The sequence below is a fragment of the Goodfellowiella coeruleoviolacea genome (assembly GCF_024171785.1).
Lineage (GTDB): Bacteria > Actinomycetota > Actinomycetes > Mycobacteriales > Pseudonocardiaceae > Goodfellowiella > Goodfellowiella coeruleoviolacea.
Genome location: NZ_JAMTCK010000018.1, coordinates 80,226 through 101,127, shown reverse-complemented (window position 1 = coordinate 101,127; position 20,902 = coordinate 80,226). Strand labels below are relative to the sequence as shown.

General features: G+C 70.4%; 18 protein-coding genes and 1 tRNA gene. 12 read left to right on the top strand and 7 right to left on the bottom strand.

The genetic code is table 11. The annotated features are described in order from the left end of the window. Positions 1-366: 366 nt before the first annotated feature. Together LX83_RS31845 and LX83_RS31840 are read right to left on the bottom strand one after the other, a co-directional pair. A complete protein-coding gene (locus tag LX83_RS31845; protein ID WP_253778146.1) occupies positions 367-1,536 on the bottom strand; it encodes a CU044_5270 family protein in 1,170 nt (389 codons plus the stop codon). Between the two features lie 7 nt (positions 1,537-1,543). Next, positions 1,544-2,065 (bottom strand): RNA polymerase sigma factor, encoded by a 522-nt coding sequence (locus LX83_RS31840; RefSeq protein WP_253778145.1) that lies wholly within the window; start codon positions 2,063-2,065, stop codon positions 1,544-1,546. 191 nt (positions 2,066-2,256) lie between these two features. Here LX83_RS31840 and LX83_RS31835 point away from each other — a divergent pair, with 191 nt between their 5' ends. Further along, positions 2,257-3,180, top strand: coding sequence for an NAD-dependent epimerase/dehydratase family protein (locus LX83_RS31835; protein ID WP_253778144.1), 924 nt, complete (start codon positions 2,257-2,259; stop codon positions 3,178-3,180). A gap of 3 nt (positions 3,181-3,183) precedes the next feature. On the opposite strand, the gene LX83_RS31830 is transcribed toward LX83_RS31835, so the two are convergent. From LX83_RS31830 to LX83_RS31820, 3 genes are all read right to left on the bottom strand, one after another. Then, a complete protein-coding gene (locus LX83_RS31830) occupies positions 3,184-4,425 on the bottom strand; it encodes a S1 family peptidase (protein WP_253778143.1) in 1,242 nt (413 codons plus the stop codon). Positions 4,426-4,916: 491 nt separating this feature from the next. After that, positions 4,917-5,153, bottom strand: a complete 237-nt coding sequence (locus LX83_RS31825; protein WP_253778141.1) for a hypothetical protein — start codon at positions 5,151-5,153, stop codon at positions 4,917-4,919. Between the two features lie 425 nt (positions 5,154-5,578). Beyond that, positions 5,579-5,652: transfer RNA gene (locus tag LX83_RS31820), tRNA-Leu, on the bottom strand. A gap of 238 nt (positions 5,653-5,890) precedes the next feature. On the opposite strand from LX83_RS31820, the gene LX83_RS31815 reads away from it, so the two are divergent. The 6 genes from LX83_RS31815 (at position 5,891) to LX83_RS31790 (ending at position 11,891) form a co-directional block, all read left to right on the top strand. Then, positions 5,891-6,505, top strand: a complete 615-nt coding sequence (locus LX83_RS31815) for an ANTAR domain-containing response regulator (protein WP_253778139.1) — start codon at positions 5,891-5,893, stop codon at positions 6,503-6,505. Between the two features lie 310 nt (positions 6,506-6,815). Then, a complete protein-coding gene (locus LX83_RS31810) occupies positions 6,816-7,994 on the top strand; it encodes a branched-chain amino acid ABC transporter substrate-binding protein (protein WP_253778137.1) in 1,179 nt (392 codons plus the stop codon). 100 nt (positions 7,995-8,094) lie between these two features. Beyond that, positions 8,095-9,102, top strand: coding sequence for a branched-chain amino acid ABC transporter permease (locus LX83_RS31805; protein WP_253778135.1), 1,008 nt, complete (start codon positions 8,095-8,097; stop codon positions 9,100-9,102). Further along, positions 9,099-10,238: a branched-chain amino acid ABC transporter permease gene (locus LX83_RS31800; RefSeq protein WP_253778134.1), complete on the top strand. Its 1,140-nt coding sequence runs from the start codon at positions 9,099-9,101 to the stop codon at positions 10,236-10,238. The genes LX83_RS31805 and LX83_RS31800 overlap by 4 nt, the downstream gene beginning before the upstream one ends. Positions 10,239-10,333: 95 nt before the next feature. Then, the gene (locus LX83_RS31795) at positions 10,334-11,191 is read left to right on the top strand and encodes an ABC transporter ATP-binding protein (RefSeq protein WP_253778326.1); all 858 of its coding nucleotides are present in this window, start codon (positions 10,334-10,336) and stop codon (positions 11,189-11,191) included. Continuing rightward, on the top strand, positions 11,178-11,891 hold the full coding sequence (locus LX83_RS31790) for an ABC transporter ATP-binding protein (protein ID WP_253778132.1): 714 nt from the start codon (positions 11,178-11,180) through the stop codon (positions 11,889-11,891). Before LX83_RS31795 ends, LX83_RS31790 begins: the two co-directional genes overlap by 14 nt. Positions 11,892-12,000: 109 nt before the next feature. On the opposite strand, the gene LX83_RS31785 is transcribed toward LX83_RS31790, so the two are convergent. Continuing rightward, on the bottom strand, positions 12,001-12,381 hold the full coding sequence (locus LX83_RS31785; RefSeq protein WP_407649712.1) for a hotdog fold thioesterase: 381 nt from the start codon (positions 12,379-12,381) through the stop codon (positions 12,001-12,003). A gap of 280 nt (positions 12,382-12,661) precedes the next feature. Here LX83_RS31785 and polA point away from each other — a divergent pair, with 280 nt between their 5' ends. Further along, positions 12,662-15,379, top strand: coding sequence for a DNA polymerase I (polA, locus tag LX83_RS31780; protein ID WP_253778130.1), 2,718 nt, complete (start codon positions 12,662-12,664; stop codon positions 15,377-15,379). 50 nt (positions 15,380-15,429) lie between these two features. Here polA and LX83_RS31775 read toward each other — a convergent pair whose 3' ends face one another. After that, positions 15,430-16,500: a LacI family DNA-binding transcriptional regulator gene (locus LX83_RS31775; RefSeq protein ID WP_253778128.1), complete on the bottom strand. Its 1,071-nt coding sequence runs from the start codon at positions 16,498-16,500 to the stop codon at positions 15,430-15,432. A 423-nt stretch (positions 16,501-16,923) separates the two neighbouring features. Here LX83_RS31775 and LX83_RS31770 point away from each other — a divergent pair, with 423 nt between their 5' ends. The 4 genes from LX83_RS31770 (at position 16,924) to LX83_RS31755 (ending at position 20,869) form a co-directional block, all read left to right on the top strand. Then, positions 16,924-18,252 (top strand): ABC transporter substrate-binding protein, encoded by a 1,329-nt coding sequence (locus LX83_RS31770; RefSeq protein ID WP_253778125.1) that lies wholly within the window; start codon positions 16,924-16,926, stop codon positions 18,250-18,252. Positions 18,253-18,335: 83 nt separating this feature from the next. Continuing rightward, the gene (locus LX83_RS31765) at positions 18,336-19,307 is read left to right on the top strand and encodes a carbohydrate ABC transporter permease (RefSeq protein WP_407649706.1); all 972 of its coding nucleotides are present in this window, start codon (positions 18,336-18,338) and stop codon (positions 19,305-19,307) included. After that, positions 19,304-20,212, top strand: coding sequence for a carbohydrate ABC transporter permease (locus tag LX83_RS31760; protein WP_253778123.1), 909 nt, complete (start codon positions 19,304-19,306; stop codon positions 20,210-20,212). The genes LX83_RS31765 and LX83_RS31760 overlap by 4 nt, the downstream gene beginning before the upstream one ends. Positions 20,213-20,218: 6 nt before the next feature. Next, on the top strand, positions 20,219-20,869 hold the full coding sequence (locus LX83_RS31755; RefSeq protein WP_253778121.1) for a hypothetical protein: 651 nt from the start codon (positions 20,219-20,221) through the stop codon (positions 20,867-20,869). Positions 20,870-20,902: the final 33 nt, after the last annotated feature.

The window sequence follows — 20,902 nt, the reverse complement described above, 5'->3', positions numbered from 1 at the left end:
ACATCTGGCCGGCCAGGGGCGTCCAGCGCGGAAGTGGTGGTGAACTCCGTGGCCGAGGACCAGATCGCCCGCGCCGACGCGGTGGGGGAACTGGCCCGCCGATACGGATCCGGGCAGGCAGATGGACTGGCTGCCAACCTGACCAGGTCGTGCCTGGCGAAGTCGTCTCGTGCCCATCGTGCTCGCGTGGCACCGCGACAACACCAACCCCGCGCTGCGGCGGTTCCCCCAGTACCGCGCCAGCGCCGCCCGGTAGTACCGCCGCGGCGCGCGGGCAACGGGAAGAAGATCCGCTGTGGACACGAGCAGCGCGGTGGTTCGCCCGTGGGGTGACGCCCACGGGCCAACCACGAGGGGGATCAGCGGTCAGCCGGCCGAGGGCACAGCCAGCTGCTCGTCAGTCCACTCGGCCCGCAACGTGGTCGACGAACGCACCACGTCGCCGTCCTTCAGGCCGAACCGGGTCCGCTCTGCCCCCGGCTGGCGCAGCACCTCCTGCTGGGCCAACGGCAATCCGGTGGCCTGGTCGATGATCAACTGCTCTTCGGTGGTGCCGTAGTCCGGCGACTCGCCCCTCGGCAGGCCCACACCCACACCGCGCCGCCCGTTCGGGTCGGTGATCTCGCCGAGCGCCTGGACGCCGGGCAGGTCGGCGATGAGCCGGTAGGCGGCCTGGCGCACCTCGGTCGGGACCGGCAGGGTGATCAGGCTGGCGGCCTGGTGGAACAGCCACCGCGTCAGTTCGACGCTCCCCTCCTCGGAGGAGGCGATCGACCGCGCCAGGAGCTTGCGCAACTCGACCGGGTCCTTGGGCAGCGCCTGCAGATCCGCGTAACTGACCTCGCGGCCACCGATGGGGTAGACCAGGTCGGCGAGGCTGGTCTCGTAGAACTTCGGCTGCGGTGAGGTGCCCACGGCCGGCACTTTGGCCGAGTAGGCGGTGCTGTGCTTGAACTCCGGCTCGGCCGGCGAGCCGACCTCCCGCCAGATCACCCCGTCGGCTTCGGTGCGCGGCTCGGTCCGGTCATTCAGGTTGACCCCGCCCCGGGTGATGGCGCCCGGCTTGACGCCGACCGATCGTTCCTCCTCTCCGGTCCACAGCAAGGCGAAGTCCTTGCCGCCGGCCGAGGACAGCAGCACCACGCGCGACTGGGTGCGCACCCGCCAGTACTCGCCGGTCTGCTCGCGCGCGCCCAGCTTGTCGGCCGCGTTGAGCAACACCACCCTGGCCTCCGTCGGCGCCGCCGCGATCACCTGGTCGCCACCGCCGGTGGTCGGTGTGGTGAACACCGTGCCGGCCAACACCGCGGCCGCGGCCGCCACCGCGGTCACCGGAACCGCCCACAGCCACGCCCGCTGCCGCACCCGGCCGCCGCCCGCCACCACCGGCTGCTCCGAAGTGGACAGTGCAGCGTCGGTCAGGATTCGGGTCAGGTCCTTGCGGGAACGGTCAGAACCGATCAGCTGCGCGGGGTCGAGCGAGTCGGGGCGGGCGTCCGCCAACGCCTTCATGACGTCGCGTCGGTCGTTTCTCATCTTCTGGTTACCTCCACTGTCGCATTCGGACGGATTCGCTGGAGAGTTCGGTCGCGTCCAAGGCCCGGTCCAACCGACGCCGGGCCCGGTGCAGCCGCACGGTGACCGCGGCGGTGGTGCAGCCGAGCACCCTGGCGGCGTCCCTGGCACCGAGGCCGTGCCAGGCGAAGAGGATCAGCAGTTCGCGGTCGTCCTGGGACAGGGCGGCCAGCGCCTGCAACACCGCAGCCCGCCCGAGGACGGCGTCGCTCGCGTCCGCGCTGACGAAGTTCTCCCGCACGGCCACGGCCGCGGCCAACTCGTACTGGCGACTCTGTTTGCGCCGCATGTCCCGGAGAACGTTGCGGGCCACACCGAGCAGCCAGGGCAGCGGTGGCACCGGGACCTCAGGCCAGCGCCGCCAGGCGATGCTGAGCGTTTCGCTGGTCACGTCCTCGCCGAGCTGCCGCCCGACCTGGCTGGCCGCATAGGCCAACACCCGGGGATAACACTCCTCGTACAGCTCGCGGAACTGGTCGGCATCGCTCACTCGCTCTCCTCATCGAAGCCCTCTCATGGGGAAGTGCGAGGAGCGCGCGGGTTCTTACCGCGATCCGAACGAACACGGCCTGTGACGAGCGTCACGGTGCAGGTGTGGCACCGCAGTGCGGTCAGTGCGGCGCTCGTGCATTCACCGTGTCCTCTGTCGACACTGGAGGTTCGTCCTGCTGGGATGGGCGGGTGCGAGTGCTGATCACCGGGGGCACCGGCTACGTCGGGAACGCTGTCGTCACGGAGTTGGTGCGGGCAGGGCACCAGCCGCGCCTGCTCGTGCGCTCTCCCGGCACACCCGTCACCGGTACCGAATCCGTCCTGGGGGACATCCTCGACCCGGCGAGCCTGGTGGCGGCCTGCGCGGACACCGATGCCGTTGTCCACCTCGCCGCACTCACCCGAGTGCGCGAGTCGTTCGACCAACCGGCCCGCTACCACGAGGTGAACGCCAGCGGGACGGTCAACGTCATCGCGGCGCTGGCGGATTCCACCGGTGCGGCGGGGCGCGTTCCCCGGCTGGTGCTGGCCTCCACGGCCGGCGTCTACGGTTCCCCGGTCAGGCAACCGATCAGCGAGGACACGCCAGCGACCCCGGGCAGTCCGTACGCCGCCTCGAAGTGGGCCGCGGAACAGGCTGTGCGTCGCGCCGCCGAGACCGGTCAGATCACCGGGATCGCCCTGCGCGTCTTCAACGTGGCCGGCGCGTGGATGGGCCGGGGCGACCGCGACGAGACCAGGATCATCACCAGGGCGGTCGCCGCCGCGACCGGTCGGGTGCCGCACCTCGAAGTGTTCGGCGACGGCCGTGCGGTGCGCGACTACGTGCACGTCGCCGATGTCGCCCGTGCGGTCGTGCTCGCGGTGGAGACGAGCACGACCGGCTACGCCGTGTTCAACGTCGGTGCCACGCCTGTGTCGGTCGCCGAGATCATCGCCGCGACCGAGCGGGTTGTCGGGCGGGCGGTGCCGGTTGTGCGGCGGCCCGCCCACCCGGGTGAGGCTGTGGAACTGCGCGCCGACACCACGCGCATCCGGCGCGCACTGGGCTGGGTGCCCCGGCGTTCCGCGCTCGACGACCTCGTGCGCGACCAGTGGACGGCCCAGCGGTAGGCGTCAGGACGTGGCGATCTGCCAGCCGGCCGGGAGCACCGTGTTGATCGGGTGGAAGTAGGCCGACGTGTGGTCCTGTCCCGGCCGGCCCACGATGAGGCCCAGCGCGAGCACGCTTTCCGCGCCACCGCCGATCGGCCGGCGCACCTGGAACACGGGGCCGCCGCTGTCACCGTCGTAGGCCAGGTATCCGGCCTTTGTGGACGTCGCCTTGAGCAGGCCGCAGATGACGTACCTCGGGTTGTAGTCGAGCCAGAAGCTGGCGCACGAGTCCAGCGCGGTGAGCTTGCCGTCGCAGTTCTGGTCACCCATGTGCCAACCGCCGAAGCAGATGTCCAACTGGCCGAGCAGGAGGAAGGAGTTGGTCCCCGTGACCGGCCCGGTCGTGGTGATCGAGCGGTAGATCCGGTTCTGGTAGTCCGACCCGGCGTAGATCGCGACGTCGTGACCCTGGGCGGCGTACTCGCGGATGATGACGGTGCCCATGGAAACGCCGTTGTTGGTGACGGTGTTGCCGACGGCGTCGCCGCAGTGCCCAGCGGTGAGCCCACCCCGTCTGCCGGTCGCGGTCTCCACCACGGTGAACGCGCTTGAGCACTCGCGGGTCGCGGCCCCCTGCACGGCGATCCGGGCGCCACCGGTCCACGGCGCGGAGTCCACCTGCTTGGACGTGGCCACCGCGGGTGGCGCGACCCGCAGGTCGACGGCTGAGCCGAAGGCGGTGGCCGCGGCCTGGCGAACCGCGTCGGTCAACTCGGTCACGCCAACGGCGACCCGGTTGTGGATCACGTCGACGTACCACTCCGACAGCACCGGTCCGGCGATCCCGGACCACGCCGGGTCGGTCGACACCCGGTCCTTGATCCGGTCCAGTTCGGCCTTGCTGCGGCCAACGGAGTGGAACCGCAGCGCGGTGGACGTGGTCAATCCGGACAGCTCGGCGCGGGCCCGGGGCAACCCGGCCACGGCCTGCCTGGCCGAGCCAGCACTGGGGCCGTCGACCACCTGGACCACCAGCGTGTTCGTGGCCGGGTCGAGAAACATCCCACCGAATTCGGTGGGTCTGCTGGTGATCAGCTGCTGCAGTGCTGCGGGATCGGGCACGGCGAACGATCTGGTGCTGTCACCTGCCTGTGCCGCGCCCGACGGGGCGGCCGAGATCGGTGCGGGAGCCAGCATCGTCGAGGCCGCCAGCGCCACAACGGCGAACGACCGGCCGAGCCCGGACTGTGGCCACTTCCTCACACGCGCCTCCTACTGGTGAGTGGTCCTGGTGGACGGTGGACGCGGAAAAACCAGCGGCGAAGAACTCGTGGGCGCGGCTGCTGAGGCCGTCTGTCCACAAAGGAAAGATTGCTCGTTGTCGAGTCGGCGGGGGTCCCCAGATGCCCCGCGACCAAGAATCGCCGGTCACGGCGGCCAACTCAATCCCTCTGTTGGACGCCGTCACCGAGCCGCCATGCCTAGTCCCCAACCGGACCGCGCTGAGCCGTACGGCGCCCCTGAAGCATCAGGGCAGGTCAGCAGGAGGTTGTGGGTGTTCAAGGAGAGTGCCCCCGGTGCGACTCGAACGCACCGGGATCTGGCCGCCCCCGCTCGCGCGAGGACCACGGTGCTGACCAGGATGTCGTGCAGCACGCCCCGGGACCACCCCTCGCGCGGGACCACCGGCCGATGCCCAGACGGCGCGCCGTGTCCCACCTGTGGTCGGGGAGGTCTGTGAGGTCGTGACCTGTTCACCCCGTCCGCGTGTCGCGAGCGGTGACGTAGCCACCGGTCTGGGCCACCCGCAGCCAGGATCGGGCCAGGCTCATGAGCCGCTCGAAGCCGCTGGCGGCCTCGGGGTCCTGCTCGTCCAAATACTCGCCGGCCGCATCGAACAGCCGGGTGGCCTCCGCCACGGTATTCGGGTCGACTCCGTTGATCTCCGCCCGGATCAGGGCCAGATCAAGCCAGCCCTCAGCCAGAAGCATCTGGGTCGAACTGCCGCAGCCACTCAGGTCACCTGCTCGTCCGACCCGATGCCGCAGCCGTCGAACTCGATCGCGACTCGTTCACCAGAGCGCCCCTCACGCGGCAGCCGGGGTAGGCGCCGCGGGACCACCCCGGGCGTGCGCGGGTACCACCCGCGGAACCCCCGTGCCCGCCGCAGCCGACCCGTCCACTGCGGGAGCACCTGCGGAGGTCGGCACCAACGCCGTGGGGTTCCTCTTCCGGGGGTGCGCGAGGTCGGCCTGCTCTCGGAGAGCACCTCCAGCAGGGCCTGGCGGAGGGCGCGCTGACCGCGGAGTGGGCCGGGCACAGCGTCGCTGTCCTGCGGACACGGCCGGACAGCACACGACCGCCTGCTGACCTCATCAGTGCAGGGCAGCAGGCGGTCGTGGGTGATCAGGGAGAGTGCCCCCGGTGCGACTCGAACGCACACTGGACGGATTTTGAGTCCGCTGCCTCTGCCGATTGGGCTACGGGGGCTGGCGGGGGAGACTTTACGCGATCGCTTGATCGGAGTTGCGACCACCCGGGGTTGTTGGGTGTGTCGGTGGGTCGCCGGCCGGGGTGGGCTGGCTCGGGTGGGCCGCCTGCTGGCGGCTGTGCTCTCGCGGTGTCGGTCATCACGGAGCTGAGGGCGGCTGAAGCCGATCGCGTATCGATAAAATGTGGCGTCCGGTGCGTCCGCATCGGTGAAGGTAGGACCATCAGGAGGACCCCGGTGACCCAACCGGCTGCCGAGGCCCAGCCAGAGGCCCAGACCACCAACCAGCCGCGCGTGCTCGTGGCCGAGGACGAGGCGCTCATCCGCCTCGATCTGGTCGAGATGCTGCGCGAGGAGGGCTACCAGGTCGCCGGCGAGGCGGCCGACGGCGAGGAGGCCGTGCGTCTGGCCAACGAGCTGCGGCCGGATCTTGTCATCCTCGACGTGAAGATGCCCAAGGTGGACGGCATCGAGGCGGCGTCCGCCATCGCGGGCAATCGGATCGCCCCGGTCGTCATCCTCACCGCGTTCAGCCAGCGCGACCTGGTTGAGCGGGCCCGGGACGCCGGTGCCATGGCCTATCTGGTGAAGCCGTTCGCCAAACGCGACCTGGTTCCCGCCATCGAGTTGGCGATGAGCCGGTTCGCCGAGCTGAAGGCGTTGGAGGGCGAGGTCGCCGGCCTCACCGAGCGGCTGGAGACCCGCAAGGTCGTGGAGCGGGCCAAGGGCATGCTGATGAGCAAGCAGGGCCTGGCTGAGCCAGAAGCGTTCCGCTGGATTCAACGCACCGCCATGGACCGCCGCACCACGATGAAGGCGGTGGCCGAGGCCGTGATCGAGAACCTGGCCTGATCACCCACATGCTTTAGCGCGCCCGGGTACGCCTGGGCGCGCTAAAGTTTGCCCAGAGTCGGTTACTCTGAGTTATTAATCGTGACGAGTGGTCACGTTTGCTTCCCGTAATCGGGTGAACGACATGTTGTCGATTTATGACGACCGTCACGATGTGGATACAGAGCAGTCCTGCCACCTGTGCAACGTGGCCACGCACCGTTACCGTTCCGTCCCAAGTCTTGCCCCGATTGGTGGGCTCCGCCACAGTTCGGCGGTTGTTGTCATGGGAGGTATCTGGGTGTCAGGAGCACGACTCACACGGGTTCTCATGCTGGCGGCGGCGACGTCGCTGGTGTTGGGAGCGTGCGCCGCGAGGACCGACACGGCCTCGGGCGGGGACACCGCCGGCACGGGGAATGCCTCAGCTCCGGACAAGCCAGCGGATGCCGCTGACCCGCGTGGCGACGGCACCGCGAAGTGCAGCGGAGCCGCGATCGCCTACGCGGGCACCATCAACGGCGCCAACGCGGCCCTCGGCCTGAACATCCTCTACGGCGTCCAGCTGGCGGTGAACCAGCACAACGAGGCCAACAAGGACTGCCAGGTCGAGCTGAAGCAGTTCGACACCGAGGGCACCCCGGACCGGGCCACCGGTGTGGTTCCGCAGGTCGTGAACGACTCCGCGATCCTCGGCGTGGTCGGCCTGCCGTTCTCCGGCGAGTCCAAGGCCACCGGCGACGTGTTCAACCAGGCCGGCCTGGTCACCATCACGCCGTCGGCGACCAACCCCGAGCTGACCACGCACGGCTGGAAGACGTTCTTCCGCGCGCTGGGCAACGACGCGGTGCAGGGGCCCGCCGCCGCCAAGTTCCTCACCGACAACCTCAAGGCCACCAAGGTCTGCGTGATCAAGGACGACTCCGAGTACGGCACCGGTCTGGCCAACGCGGTCGTGCAGGCGCTGGGCGACAAGGCGTCGTGCCAGGAGAGCGTCAAGACCAAGCAGACCGACTTCGCGGCCGTGGTCGGCAAGGTGCAGAGCGAGAACCCGGACGCGATCTTCTACGCCGGGTACTACCAGGAGGCCGCCCCGTTCGCCCAGCAGCTGTTCGACAAGGGCGTGCAGGCGAAGTTCGTCGCGCCGGACGGCGTGAAGGACGAGGAGTTCGTCAAGGGCGCCGGTGACGCGGCCCCCAACTCCTTCTTCACCTGCCCGTGCGTGCCGGCCGACGCCTTCACCGACTTCACCAACGGCTACAAGCAGTTGGCCAACCGCGAGCCGGGCACCTACTCGCCCGAGGGCTACGACGCGGCGACGATCCTGCTCAAGGGCATCGACAAGGGCATCACCGACCGCGCCGGCATGCTCGACTTCGTCCGCAACTACGACGGCCAGGGGCTGACCAAGCGGTTCAAGTGGGACGCGAACGGCGAACTCACCCAGACACCGGTGTGGAGCTACAAGGTCGACGGCGGCAAGATCGTCAAGAACGTCGAGATCGGTTGACCATCACCCCCGCGTCCGGGGTAGCCGGGGCATGTACGCGGCCAGGGCAACGCCGCTGTCGCGTACATGCCCCGACTCATCGTGAGGAACGAGCAGAGTCGTGAACCACCAGGTAGTCACCTATCTCGCAGAGGGCGTCGACTGGATTCGCTTCGACGTCGACGCGCTGCTGGGGCAGTTCTGGAACAACACCATCGAGGGGCTGTCCCAGGGCAGCATCTACGCCCTGGTCGCCCTGGGCTACACCCTCGTCTACGGTGTGCTGCGGCTGATCAACTTCGCGCACTCCGAAGTGTTCGTCTTCGGGGTCTTCGCCGCCTACTTCACCTTCTACGGCTTGGGTTTCCGGCCCGGCCCCACGGTCACGCTCGGCATCGGCGAGCTGATCCTGTTCCTGCTGTTGGCGTTGATAGCGGCGATGGCCGTGTCCGGTGCCACCGCCGTGGTGCTGGAACGGGTGGCCTACCGGCCGCTGCGGCGCCGCAACGCCCCGTCGCTGGTCTTCCTGATCACCGCGATCGGCGCGTCCTTCGTGATGCAGCAGGTCCTGTTCATCTGGCGGGGCGGCAACGCCGAGCAGGCGATCCGCCTGCTGCGGCCGGAGCCGGTCTTCACCGTCTTCAACACCGCGGTCACCAACATCCAGATCATCACCGTGCTGGCCGCGCTGGTGCTGCTGGTCGTCGCGGACACGTTCATCAACCGCACCCGGCTGGGCCGGGGCATCCGGGCGGTGGCACAGGACCCGGACACCGCGACGCTGATGGGGGTCAACAAGGAACGCGTCATCATGATCACGTTCCTGGTCGGTGGGCTGCTCGCCGGCGCCGCGGCGTTGTTCTACCTCATGAAGATCCCGCAGGGCGCCTCCTACCAGGGTGGCTTCCTGTTGGGTATCAAGGCGTTCACCGCCGCGGTGCTCGGCGGTATCGGCAACCTGCGGGGTGCCCTGTTGGGCGGACTCCTGCTCGGTGTGGTGGAGAACTACGGCCAATCGCTGTTCGGTGGTGACTGGCGCGACATCGTCGCCTTCGTGCTGCTCATCGTGATCCTGATGTTCCGGCCCACCGGCATTCTTGGTGAATCCCTCGGGAAGGCACGGGTATGAGCACACAGGAGACGACCACCGGCGGCCCCTCGCGGCTGCAGCAGTGGCGGGACCGCTGGAACGGGATGAGCCGCTTCCAGCAGTGGGCGTTCCTGGTCCCCCTCGTCCTGCTGATCTACGCGCTTCCCGTGCTCAACCCACCGATCCTGAGCACCGAACCCGGTTACACCTTCTCCATCGCCATGTTCGAGGTGGCCCGCTACGCGCTGGTCGCCATCGGCCTGAACGTGGTGGTCGGTCAGGCCGGCCTGCTGGACCTCGGCTACATCGGGTTCTTCGCCATCGGCGCCTACGTGGCCGCGCTGTTCACCAGCCCGGACTCGGAACTGGCGAAGCTGCCCTACCTGGTGGTGCTGCCGCTGGCGGTGCTGGTGACCATGGTCTTCGGGGTGCTGCTCGGCAGTCCGACGCTGCGCCTGCGCGGGGACTACCTGGCCATCGTGACCCTGGGCTTCGGCGAGATCGTCCGGCTGCTCGCCGACCTGTCGCCGCTGCGCGGCAACGCCGGTTTCCAGGGCGTCGGCCAGCCGCCGGGCACCAGGGCGGACGGGCAGGACGTGTTCAACACCAGCGACGGCACCCCGTGGTACTGGCTGACCGTCACCCTGATCATCGTGGTGCTGATGCTGGTCGGCAACCTGGAGCGCAGCCGGGTCGGCCGGGCCTGGGTGGCCATTCGCGAGGACGAGGACGCCGCCGAGATCATGGGTGTGCCGACGTTCCGGTTCAAGCTGTGGGCCTTCGCCATCGGCGCGGCCATCGGCGGCCTGTCCGGCGCGCTCTACGCCGGGCAGATCGGGTTCGTCAACAACCAGCGCTTCGACGTGGTCACCTCGGTGCTGTTCCTGGCCGCGGTGGTGCTCGGCGGGTCGGGCAACAAGGTCGGCGTGCTGCTCGGCGCGACCGTGATCGCCTATGTGCCACTGCGGTTCCAGTCGCTCTACGAGTACCGGTACCTGATCTTCGGCCTGGCCCTGATCATCCTGATGATCTTCCGGCCGCAGGGCCTGCTGGGTGCGCGGCAGCGCCTGCTGGCCTACGGCCGGGAGGCCTACCGTCGGCTGATCGGTCGACCCGAACAGGTCAGCAGTGACAGTGCGTTGGCAGCCGAGCCGGTCAAGGGGGCTGGGTCGTGAGTGACGTGACGGACACGGGCGCCAAGCCCGGTGGCGAGGTCGACGACGACGCCGAGGTTCCCGCCGTGGGCGGGATCGTCGCCGAGTTGCGGCACATGTCCGCCGAGGAGCGGGCCAGGCATGAGGCGGAGGTCGCCGAGGTCGTCGCCCCCGACCGGGAGATCGAGGTCGGGGTCGGGGACACCCTGCTGGCCATGCGGGACGTGACACTGCGCTTCGGCGGTCTGGTCGCGCTGGACTCGGTCTCCTTCGAGATCAAGCGCGGCGAGATCCTCGGGCTGATCGGCCCGAACGGCGCTGGCAAGACCACCTGCTTCAACGTGATCACCGGCGTGTACCGGCCCACCGCGGGGCAGGTCCTGCTGGAGGGGCACCCGCTCGGCAGGCGCAAGCGGTACGCGATCACCCAGTTGGGCATCGCCCGGACCTTCCAGAACATCCGGCTGTTCAACGAGATGACCGCGCTGGAGAACGTCGTCGTCGGCGCCGACGCCAGGCACCGCACCAGCGTGCTCGGCGCGCTGGTGCGCGGGCCGCGCCACCACCGCGAGGAGCGGCAGGCGGTCGAGCGGGCCATGGCGCTGCTGGAGTTCGTCGGCATCGCCGACCGCGCGGCCGACAAGGCCAAGAACCTGCCCTACGGATACCAGCGCCGGCTGGAGATCGCCAGGGCGCTGGCCACCGAACCCAAGCTGCTGTGCCTGGACGAGCCGGCCGCCGGTTTCAACCCCGCCGAGAAGGAGGGGTTGATGGAGCTGATCCGCACCATCCGCGACGACGGGTACACCGTGCTGCTCATCGAGCACGACATGCGGCTGGTGATGGGTGTCACCGACCGGATCGTGGTGTTGGAGTTCGGCAAGAAGATCGCCGCGGGGCTGCCCGCCGAGATCAGGGAGAACCCGGCCGTGATCGCCGCATACCTGGGGGTGCCCGACGATGGCGTTGCTTGAGCTGTCCACTGTGTCCGTCCACTACGGTCGGATCCAGGCGCTGTCCGACGTGTCCCTCACGGTCGAGCAGGGCGAGATCGTCACGCTGATCGGCGCCAACGGCGCCGGCAAGACCACCACCATGCGGGCGATCTCCGGGATCCGGCCGCTCTCCGGCGGCACCATCACCTTCGACGGTGAGGACATCAGCACGCTGCGCGCGGACCTGCGCGTGGTGCGGGGCATCTCGCAGTCACCGGAGGGCCGGGGCGTGTTCCCCGGCATGACGGTGATGGAGAACCTGGACATGGGGGCCTACTCCCGCAAGGACCGCAAGAACCTCGCCGAGGACCTCGACCGGGTGTTCACGCTGTTCCCCAGGCTGGCCGAACGCAAGAACCAGGCGGGCGGCACCATGTCCGGCGGCGAGCAGCAGATGCTGGCGATCGGCAGGGCGCTGATGGCCCGGCCGAGGCTGCTGCTGCTCGACGAGCCGTCCATGGGGCTGGCCCCGCAGTTCATCCAGCAGATCTTCCGGATCATCACCGAGATCAACGAACAGGGCACCACCGTGCTGCTGGTCGAGCAGAACGCCCAGCAGGCGCTGAGCCGGGCGCACCGGGCCTACGTGCTGGAGACCGGCAGCATCAGTCGCACCGGCACCGGGCAGGAACTGCTCAACGACGCCTCGATCAAGGAGGCGTACCTGGGCGTGGCGTGAGCGGGTGAGTGCGCGGGGTGGTGGTCGGTGCGCCGGCCGCCACCCCTTCCGTTGTCGCGGGGGCGCTACCCGGCGGGCCGGGCGTCCACAGCGGACCGTTGTCGGTCGACTACCGCGCGGCGCGCTCGCCCGGTGGGCGCTGGCGCAGCATGCAGGTCAGTCGGGCGGTGCAGACCCGCCGGCCGGCCTCGTCGGAGATGACGATCTCGAAGGTGGCCACGCTCCCGCCGACGTGCAGCGGGGTGGCCACCCCGGTGACCCGGCCGGTGCGCACGGCCCGGTGGTGGGTGCAGGACAGTTCGGTGCCCACCGCGATCCGCTCGGGGGCGACGTGCATCACGGCCGCGTACGAGCCCAGTGTCTCGGCGAGCACCGCGCTGGCGCCGCCGTGCAGTAACCCGAACGGTTGACGGTTGCCCGCGACGGGCATGGTGCCCACCAGGCGGTCGCGGTTCCACTCGGTGATCTCGATGCCCATCCGGGTGGCCAACTGGTCGGCGTCACCCAGTGCGTCGGCACCGGGGACGTCGGCGCTGGGGGCGTCGGCGCTGGGGGCGTCGGTGGCGGCGGCCTGGGTCGGCTGGGAGGAGGGGGCGGGAGCGGTCACGGGCGTCTCCGGTCGGCTGGTCGTGGCGGGGCACACCTTCGGTGCCGTGTGGCGTTGTCGGTGGTCCACCCTAGACTCGCGGCGTGAGCCAGCGGAGCGAGCGAACCAGGCGAGGACACACCACCATCCGTGCGGTGCGCGACACCGGGAGTGAGGTGCTGGCATGACCACGTCCACCACCCGCGCGGGCACGCGCAAGCTGCTGCTGGTCGACGGCCACTCCATGGCCTACCGGGCGTTCTACGCGCTGCCCCAGGAGAACTTCCAGACCCACACCGGGCAGTTCACCAACGCCGTGTACGGGTTCACCTCCATGCTCATCAACCTGCTGCGCGACGAGCAGCCCTCGCACATCGCGGTGGCCTTCGACGTCTCCCGCAAGACCTTCCGCACCGAGGCCTACGCCGAGTACAAGGCGAACCGGTCGGCCACGCCCGACGAGTTCAAGGGTCAGGTCAGCCTGATCCAGGAGGTGTTGGGCGCGCTCAACATCCCGGTGCTGCGCAAGGAGAACTACGAGGCCGACGACGTCATCGCCACCCTGACCACGATGGCCTCGGCCGAGGGCTTCGCCGTGGTCATCTGCACCGGCGACCGGGACGTGCTGCAACTGGTCAACGACCAGGTCACCGTGCTGTACCCGCGCAAGGGCGTGTCCGACCTGACCAGGTTCACGCCCGAGGCGGTGGTGGAGAAGTACGGGCTGACGCCGGCCCAGTACCCCGACTTCGCCGCGCTGCGCGGCGACCCCTCGGACAACCTGCCCAAGATCCCGGGGGTGGGGGAGAAGACCATCACCAAGTGGATCACCGAGTACGGCTCGCTGGACGGCCTGGTCGACCGGGTGGACGAGGTGCGGGGCAAGGCCGGTGACGCGCTGCGCGCGCACCTGGACAGCGTGCTGCTCAACCGCCAGCTCACCCAGCTGGTGCACGACGTCGAGGTCGGCGTGCAGCCCGACGACCTGGTGTTGCGGCCGTGGGACCGGGATGCCGTGCACCGCCTGTTCGACGACCTGGAGTTCCGCGTGCTGCGGGACCGGCTGTTCGCCACCCTGTCCACCGCCGAGCCGGAGGCCGAGGAGGGCTTCGAGATCAGCGGCGGACGGGTCGCCCCGGACACCGTGGCCCAGTGGCTGGACCAGCACGCCAGGTCCGGCCGGGTCGGCCTGTCCCTGCGCTTCGCGCCCACGGCCGGCGCCACCCGACCCGGTGGCCCCGACCTGGTCGGGCTGGCCCTGGCCACGGTCGACGGCGAGGGCGGCTACCTGGACGTGACCGCGCTCACCGAGGCCGACGAGCAGGCGCTGGCCGCCTGGCTGGCCGACCCGGACGTGGCCAAGGCCGGCCACGACCTGAAGCTGGGGCTGCGCGCGCTGCGCTCCCGCGGCTGGACCGTGGCCGGACTGAGCATGGACACCGCGCTGGCCGCCTACCTGGTGCGCCCCGGCCAGCGCTCGTTCGCCCTGGACGACCTGGTGCTGCGCTACCTGCAGCGGGAGCTGCGGGCCGAGGAGCCCGAGGACGACGGTCAGCTGTCCCTGCTCAGCACCGAGGAGGACGACCAGGAGCGGGCCGCCGGTGCGGAGCTGGTGCGGGCCAAGGCGGTCGCCGAACTGGCCCAGGCGCTGGACCTGGCGCTGGAGCGGATCGGCGGCCAGCGGCTGCTCGCCGAGGTGGAGATGCCGCTGATGGCGGTGCTGGCCGAGATGGAGTCGGCCGGCATCGCGGTCGACGTCGACTACCTGTCCGCGCTGTCCACCGACTTCCTCGCCCGGCTCAAGCAGATCGCGCAGGACGCCTACGGGGTGATCGGCAAGGAGATCAACCTCCGCTCGCCCAAGCAGCTCCAGGTCGTGCTGTTCGACGAGCTGGGCATGCCCAAGACCAAGCGCACCAAGACCGGCTACACCACCGACGCGGAGGCGCTGCAGAACCTCTACGCGACCACCCAGCACCCGTTCCTCCAGCACCTGCTGGCCTACCGGGACGTCGACAAGTTGCAGACCACAGTGGACGGTCTGCTGCGGTCGGTCGCCGACGACGGGCGCATCCACACCACCTTCCAGCAGACCATCGCCGCCACCGGCCGGCTGTCCTCCACCGACCCCAACCTGCAGAACATCCCCATCCGCACCGACGAGGGCCGGCGGATCAGGCAGGCGTTCGTGGTCGGTGCCGCCGACAGCGTGCTGATGACCGCCGACTACAGCCAGATCGAGATGCGGATCATGGCGCACCTGTCCGGCGACCAGGGGCTGATCGAGGCGTTCCGCACCGGCGAGGACCTGCACACCTTTGTCGCGTCCCGGGCGTTCGGCGTGCCCTCGGAGGAGGTGACGCCGGAGCTGCGCCGCCGGGTCAAGGCGATGTCCTACGGCCTGGCCTACGGGCTGTCCGTGTACGGGCTGGCCCAGCAGCTGCGGATCTCCGCCGAGGAGTCCAAGGCGCAGATGGACGCCTACTTCGCCCGGTTCGGCGCGGTGCGCGACTACCTGCACGCCGTGGTGGAACAGGCGCGCAAGGACGGCTACACCGAGACCATCCTGGGTCGCCGCCGCTACCTGCCCGACCTGACCAGCGACAACCGCCAGCGCCGGGAGATGGCCGAGCGGATGGCGCTCAACGCGCCCATCCAGGGCAGCGCCGCCGACATCATCAAGATCGCCATGCTCGGCGTGCACCGGGCCCTGCGCGAGCGCGGCCTGCGTTCGCGCACGCTGCTGCAGGTGCACGACGAACTGGTGCTGGAGGTGGCCAACGGCGAGCGCGAGGAGGTCGAGGCCCTGGTCCGGGAGCAGATGGGCGGCGCCTACCAGCTGGAGGTGCCGCTGGAGGTGTCGGTGGGCTTCGGCCGCTCCTGGGACGACGCCGCGCACTGACCGGCGCCGGGCCGGGGAGCGGGTCGCGGCGGCGAGCTGATCGGGGCGCGCTACCGCTGACCACCGGGCTGGCTGGGCGGCCGGTTGACGGTGCGGCGCACCACGAGTTCGCCCTGGAGGGTCACCACCCCGCCGAAGGGCACCGGCTCCCGGCCGGCGGCCAGCCGGGCGGCGAGTGCCCCGGCCTCGGTCAGCGGCAGCCGCACCGTGGTCAGCGGCGGGGCGCTGTCCACGCAGAACGGCAGGTCGTCGAACCCGGCCACGGACACCTGGTCGGGCACGTCGATGCCGTGCTCGCGCAGTGCGGCCAGCGCGCCGAAGGCCATGGCGTCGTTGGCCGTGACCAGCGCGGTGAACTCGGCGCCGGCGGCCAGCAGCGCCCGGGTGTTGTCGTAGCCGGCGGCCCGGGTGAACCCGCCGGACAGGACCAGCTCGGGCGCCAGGGGCACGCCGGCCGCGGCGAGCTGCTCGCGGAACCCGGCGAACCGCTCGGCCGTGGTGGTGCGGCCCAGCGGGCCGGTCAGGTAGGCGATCCTGCGGTGCCCCAGTTCGACCAGGTGCCTGGCCAGCGCGCTGGCCCCGGCGTGGTTGGCGAAGGTGACCGCGGGTGCGTCCACGTCGGGCAGCCGCGGCCGGCCGCACAGCACCAGCCGGCCGCCCTGGGCCAGCAGGCCGCGGCCCTGCTCGGCCAGTTCGGCCAGGTGCACCGGGTCGTCCACGGCCGCGCCGGTGAGCAGCACCGAGTGGGCCCGCTGCTGGCGCAGCAGTTCCAGGTAGCTCAGTTCCCGCGCGGGCTCACCCTCGGTGTTGCAGATGACCACGAGCTTGCCGTCGTGCGCCGCCTCGGTCTGGATGCCCCGCACGATCTGTGAGAAGAACGGGTCCGACACGTCGTTGACGATCACGCCGACCACCATCGAGGTGCTCGCGGCCAGCGCCCTGGCGTGCCCGTTGACCACGTACTTCAACTCGCGCACGGCCCGCGTCACCCGGTCGCGGGTGCTGGCCGACACCGGGTAGCTGTCGTTGAGGACCCGGGAGACCGTGGCCGGGGAGACACCGGCCCTGGCCGCCACGTCGGCGAGCGTGACGCTCGTGGCGGCGCGCTGCCGGCTGGTCACCGCTGCCGTCGAGGGCAGCGCGACCGCGGGTGCGCGTGGGCGGTCCTTGGCGGTCCGCCGATCTCGGGCCGGGGGCTGTGCATGGGGGCTCCTTCCTCGGCGAGGCCGAGTATGGCGCAGGCAAGGGCTTTCTACCGTGGCCGGTTGCGGCCAATTCTGTCAATTGCCTGCTGAGCAAGGGAAATCGACCTTGACACGCTGCTGCGGCGCCCCTACGTTCAGCCATCACAGTAAGCGCTTTCATCACCTGGCACAGCCAAGTTCGGCAGCGGAACAACAGCAAGCGGACCGGCTCGAACAGCTCACCGGGACCGAGGACGGCCACCGGGAGCGGGCGCCCGGGAGTCCACAGTAGACAGCTTCCCGGCGTGCCGCCCCGGCGGCGGTGGACATCGGCACCTCCCAGCGCAGAGAGGCAGGCGGATGGCAGTACCCAGGTTGGCGGCAGCGGCGGGGCGGAGCGGGCGCGGCGGCTCCCGGCTGGCCGCGTTGGCCGCGCTCGTCGTGCTGGTTCCCGTGGCGGCCCTGCTGGCGGCGTGCGGCAGCGGAGCATCCGACGGCAAGGTGACCCTGCGCTTCGTCTGGTGGGGCAACCAGCAGCGGGCCGACGTCACCGAGAAGGCCATCGCGCTGTTCGAGGAGCGCAACCCGAACATCCAGGTGGACACCAGCTTCTCGGACTACCAGGCGTTCTTCGACAAGCTGGCCACCGAGACCGCCGGCGGCAACGCCCCCGACGTCATGCAGATGGACTACCGCTACCTCAACGAGTACGCGGGCCGGGGCGTGCTGCTGGACCTGGGGCCCTTTGTCGGCAAGCAGCTGCGGCTGGACGAGTGGAACCAGGGCTTCGCCAACACCGGCAGGTCCAACGACAAGCTGGCTGCGCTGCCGCTGGGCCAGAACACCACGGTCATGGCCTACGACCCGGCCGTGTTCCAGGCAGCCGGACTGCCCGTGCCCACCGCGGACCAGCCACTGACCTGGGAGCAGTACCGCGACGCCGCCCAGCGGATCCACGACGCGAACGGCCAGGTCCACGGCGTCACCGACTTCGGCATGAACGAGGACGCCTTCGAGATCTGGCTGCGCCAGCGCGGCAAGGCGCTGTACACCGCCGATGGCGAACTGGGCTTCGCCAAGTCCGACCTCGCCGAGTACTGGCGGCTGTCCCAGCGGTTCCGCGACACCGGCGCGGCCACCCCGGCCGAGCTGAACACCCTGGTGGTGTCCACCGGGCCGGAGCAGAGCCCGCTGGGCCGCAAGCAGTCGGCCGCCGAGTTCACCTTCGACAGCACCTACCCCGCCTTCGTCCAGGCGCACGGCGGTGAACTGGCCATCGCCCCGTACCCGGCGGACAGCGCCGACAACATCGGCATGTACCGCAAGCCGGCGGTGATGGTGTCGGTCTCGGCCAGGAGCAAGCACCACGAGGAGTCGGTGAAGCTGATCGACTTCCTGCTCAACGACCCGGACGCGGGCAAGGCCCTCGGCGCCACCCGAGGCCTGCCGCCGAACCTGAAGATCCGCGAGCGGATCAGCGCCGGACTGACCGGAGTGGACAAACAGATCTTCGACTTCGAGGCGGCCATCGACAGCAAGCTCGGTGACGCGCCCCCGGCCCCGCCCAAGGGGGACGGCGCGGTGCACAAGCTCTTCGACCGCAAGTACCAGGAGGTCGCGTTCGGACGGTTGTCCGTCGACGACGGCGTCAACCAGTTCTTCGACGAGGCCGAACAGACCCTGGGCTAGGGCGGTCCCCGAACCAGGGCGGAGACCTGGGCCAGGACGGATCCGAGCCAGGGCAGGCGCTGAGCCAGGAAGGCGGTGGCGGCATGGCGGTCGCCGAACCGGCGGTGACCTCGCCGGTCCAGGTGATGACCGGGGGCCGGCCGGGCGGAACCCGTGGTTCCCGGCGGGACCGGGGTGGCGTGGCCTACCTGTTCCTCACCCCGTGGCTGATCGGGGCGATCGGGCTGACCGTGGCCCCGATGGTGGTCTCGCTGTACCTGTCGTTCACCGACTACGACCTGTTCAACGACCCGCAGTGGGTCGGCCTGGCCAACTACCGGGAGATGTTCACCGGGGACCGGCGCTACCTGCAGGCCGTGGGCGTGACCCTGCGCTACGTGGTGGTGTCGGTGCCGCTCAAGCTGTTGCTGGCGCTGGCCGTGGCGCTGCTGCTGCACTCGTTGCGCGGCAGGGGACAGGCCTTCTACCGCTCCGCGTTCTACGCGCCGTCCCTGCTGGGCGCCAGCGTCGGGCTGGCCCTGGCCTGGCGGTCGATCTTCGACCGGGGCGGCCCGGTGGCCGGCGCGCTGGGCGTGTTCGGCATTGACACGCCCAGTTGGGTCGACGACCCGGGCTACGCGCTGTGGGCGATCGTGCTGCTGTCGGCCTGGCAGTTCGGCGCCCCGATGGTGATCTTCCTGGCCGGCCTGCAGCAGATCCCGCCGGACCTGCTGGACGCGGCCAGTGTGGACGGTGCGGGCTGGTGGCGTCGGCTGGTCAGCGTGGTCCTGCCGATGCTGTCCCCGGTGCTGTTCTTCAACCTGGTGCTGGAGACCATCCACGCGTTCCAGGCGTTCACCCAGGCGTTCGTGGTCAGCTCCGGGCGCGGCGGTCCGGCCGACTCCACCCTGTTCTACACGCTCTACCTGTACGAGCGGGGCTTCGCCGACTTCCGGATGGGCTACGCCTCGGCCATGGCGTGGGTGCTGCTGGTGGCCATCGCGGTGATCACCGCGGTGCTGTTCCGCACCTCCCGGCTGTGGGTCTTCTACGGTGATGAGGGGAGCCGACGGTGAGCGCTCCGGTCCTGGCCCAGGTACCCACCGCCGCGCCAGCGCCGCCACCGCCGCGCCGGCCGGCCGGTGCCACCCGGCTGCGCCGCGTGGTCTGGCACGCGGCCGCGCTCGCGGCACTGGCGCTGGTGCTCTACCCGGTGGTGTGGCTGTTCAGCGCCTCGGTGACGCCGGTGGACGAGCTGGTCTCCCACCTCAGCGAGCTGTTCCCGGGCGAGCTGACCGGCGAGGGGTACCAGCAGGCGCTGGACGGCGCCGCCGGTGTCACCTTCTGGCGGTTCCTGGCCAACTCGCTGATCGTGGCCGCGGGCTCGGTGCTGGGCAACGTGGTGTCCTGCTCGCTGGCCGGGTACGCGTTCGCCCGGCTGCGGTTCCCGCTCAGCGGCCCGCTGTTCGGGTTCGCGCTGCTCACCATCATGCTGCCCACCCACGTCACGCTGATCCCGCAGTACGTGGTGTTCCAGCAGTTGGGGCTGGTGGACACGTTCGTGCCGCTGGTCCTGCCGAAGCTGCTGGCCACCGACGCGTTCTTCGTGTTCCTGATGGTGCAGTTCATGCGCGGCATCCCCGCCGAACTCGACGAGGCGGCGCGCATCGACGGCTGCGGCCCGTGGCGCATCTTCCGGTACGTGATCCTGCCGCTGTCCCGGCCGGCGCTGGTGACCACGTCCATCTTCACCTTCATCTGGACCTGGAACGACTTCTTCTCCCAGTTGATCTACCTCAACAGCGCGGAGAACTACACCATCCCGCTGGGGCTGCGCCTGTTCATCGACCAGACCAGCCAGTCCTCCTACGGCGCCATGTTCGCCATGTCGGTGCTGTCGCTGCTGCCGATCGGCCTGTTCTTCGTCGCCTTCCAGCGATTCCTGGTCAGCGGGGTGGCCACCACCGGACTGAAGGGCTGAGCCGACGTGCGACAGCACCGGGTGGGGACGGCCAGCAGGCGCTCCGCGCGCGCGGCGGCCACGGGTCGGCGCTGGCACGACCGCACCGAGGAACTGGCCGACTGCCTGCTGCTGGGGCTGCTGGTGGTGGTGGCCGCGGTGCCCGTGCTGACCGCGCCCACCGCTTTCGCCGCCGCCTGCGCGGTGCTGGCGGACCGCCGCGCCGGCGCCGGCACGTCCGTGGCCGCGGCGTTCCGGACCGCGCTGTGGAACCGGCTGCGCACCGCCCCCTCGGCTGAACTCGGCGCGGGACTGGGGTGCGCGCTGGCCGCACTGGTGCTGCTGGCCGACCTGACGCTGCTGACCACCCGCCTGCCCGGCGGACCGGTGCTGCGGCTGGCGGTGGCCGCGGCCGTGGCGGCCGGCGGCGCGCTGCTGCTCGGCGTGGCCGCGCGGGCCGGGACCGACGGGACGGGCTGGCGCGCGGCCGGCCTGGCCGAACTGGCGGGCTGGCGGGAGCGGCCCGGACGCCGGCTGCTGCTGGCCGCCGCGCTGGTGACGGCGGCGGTGCTGGTGTGGACGCTGCCGCCGCTGGCGGCGGTGATCAGCGGCCCGCTCGCACTGGCCGCCACGGCCACCACCGCCAGCGCCACGCCCGCTACGGCCGGGACCGACTGAACGGCGCTCGCCGGCCGCGGTGGCGAAACCGGT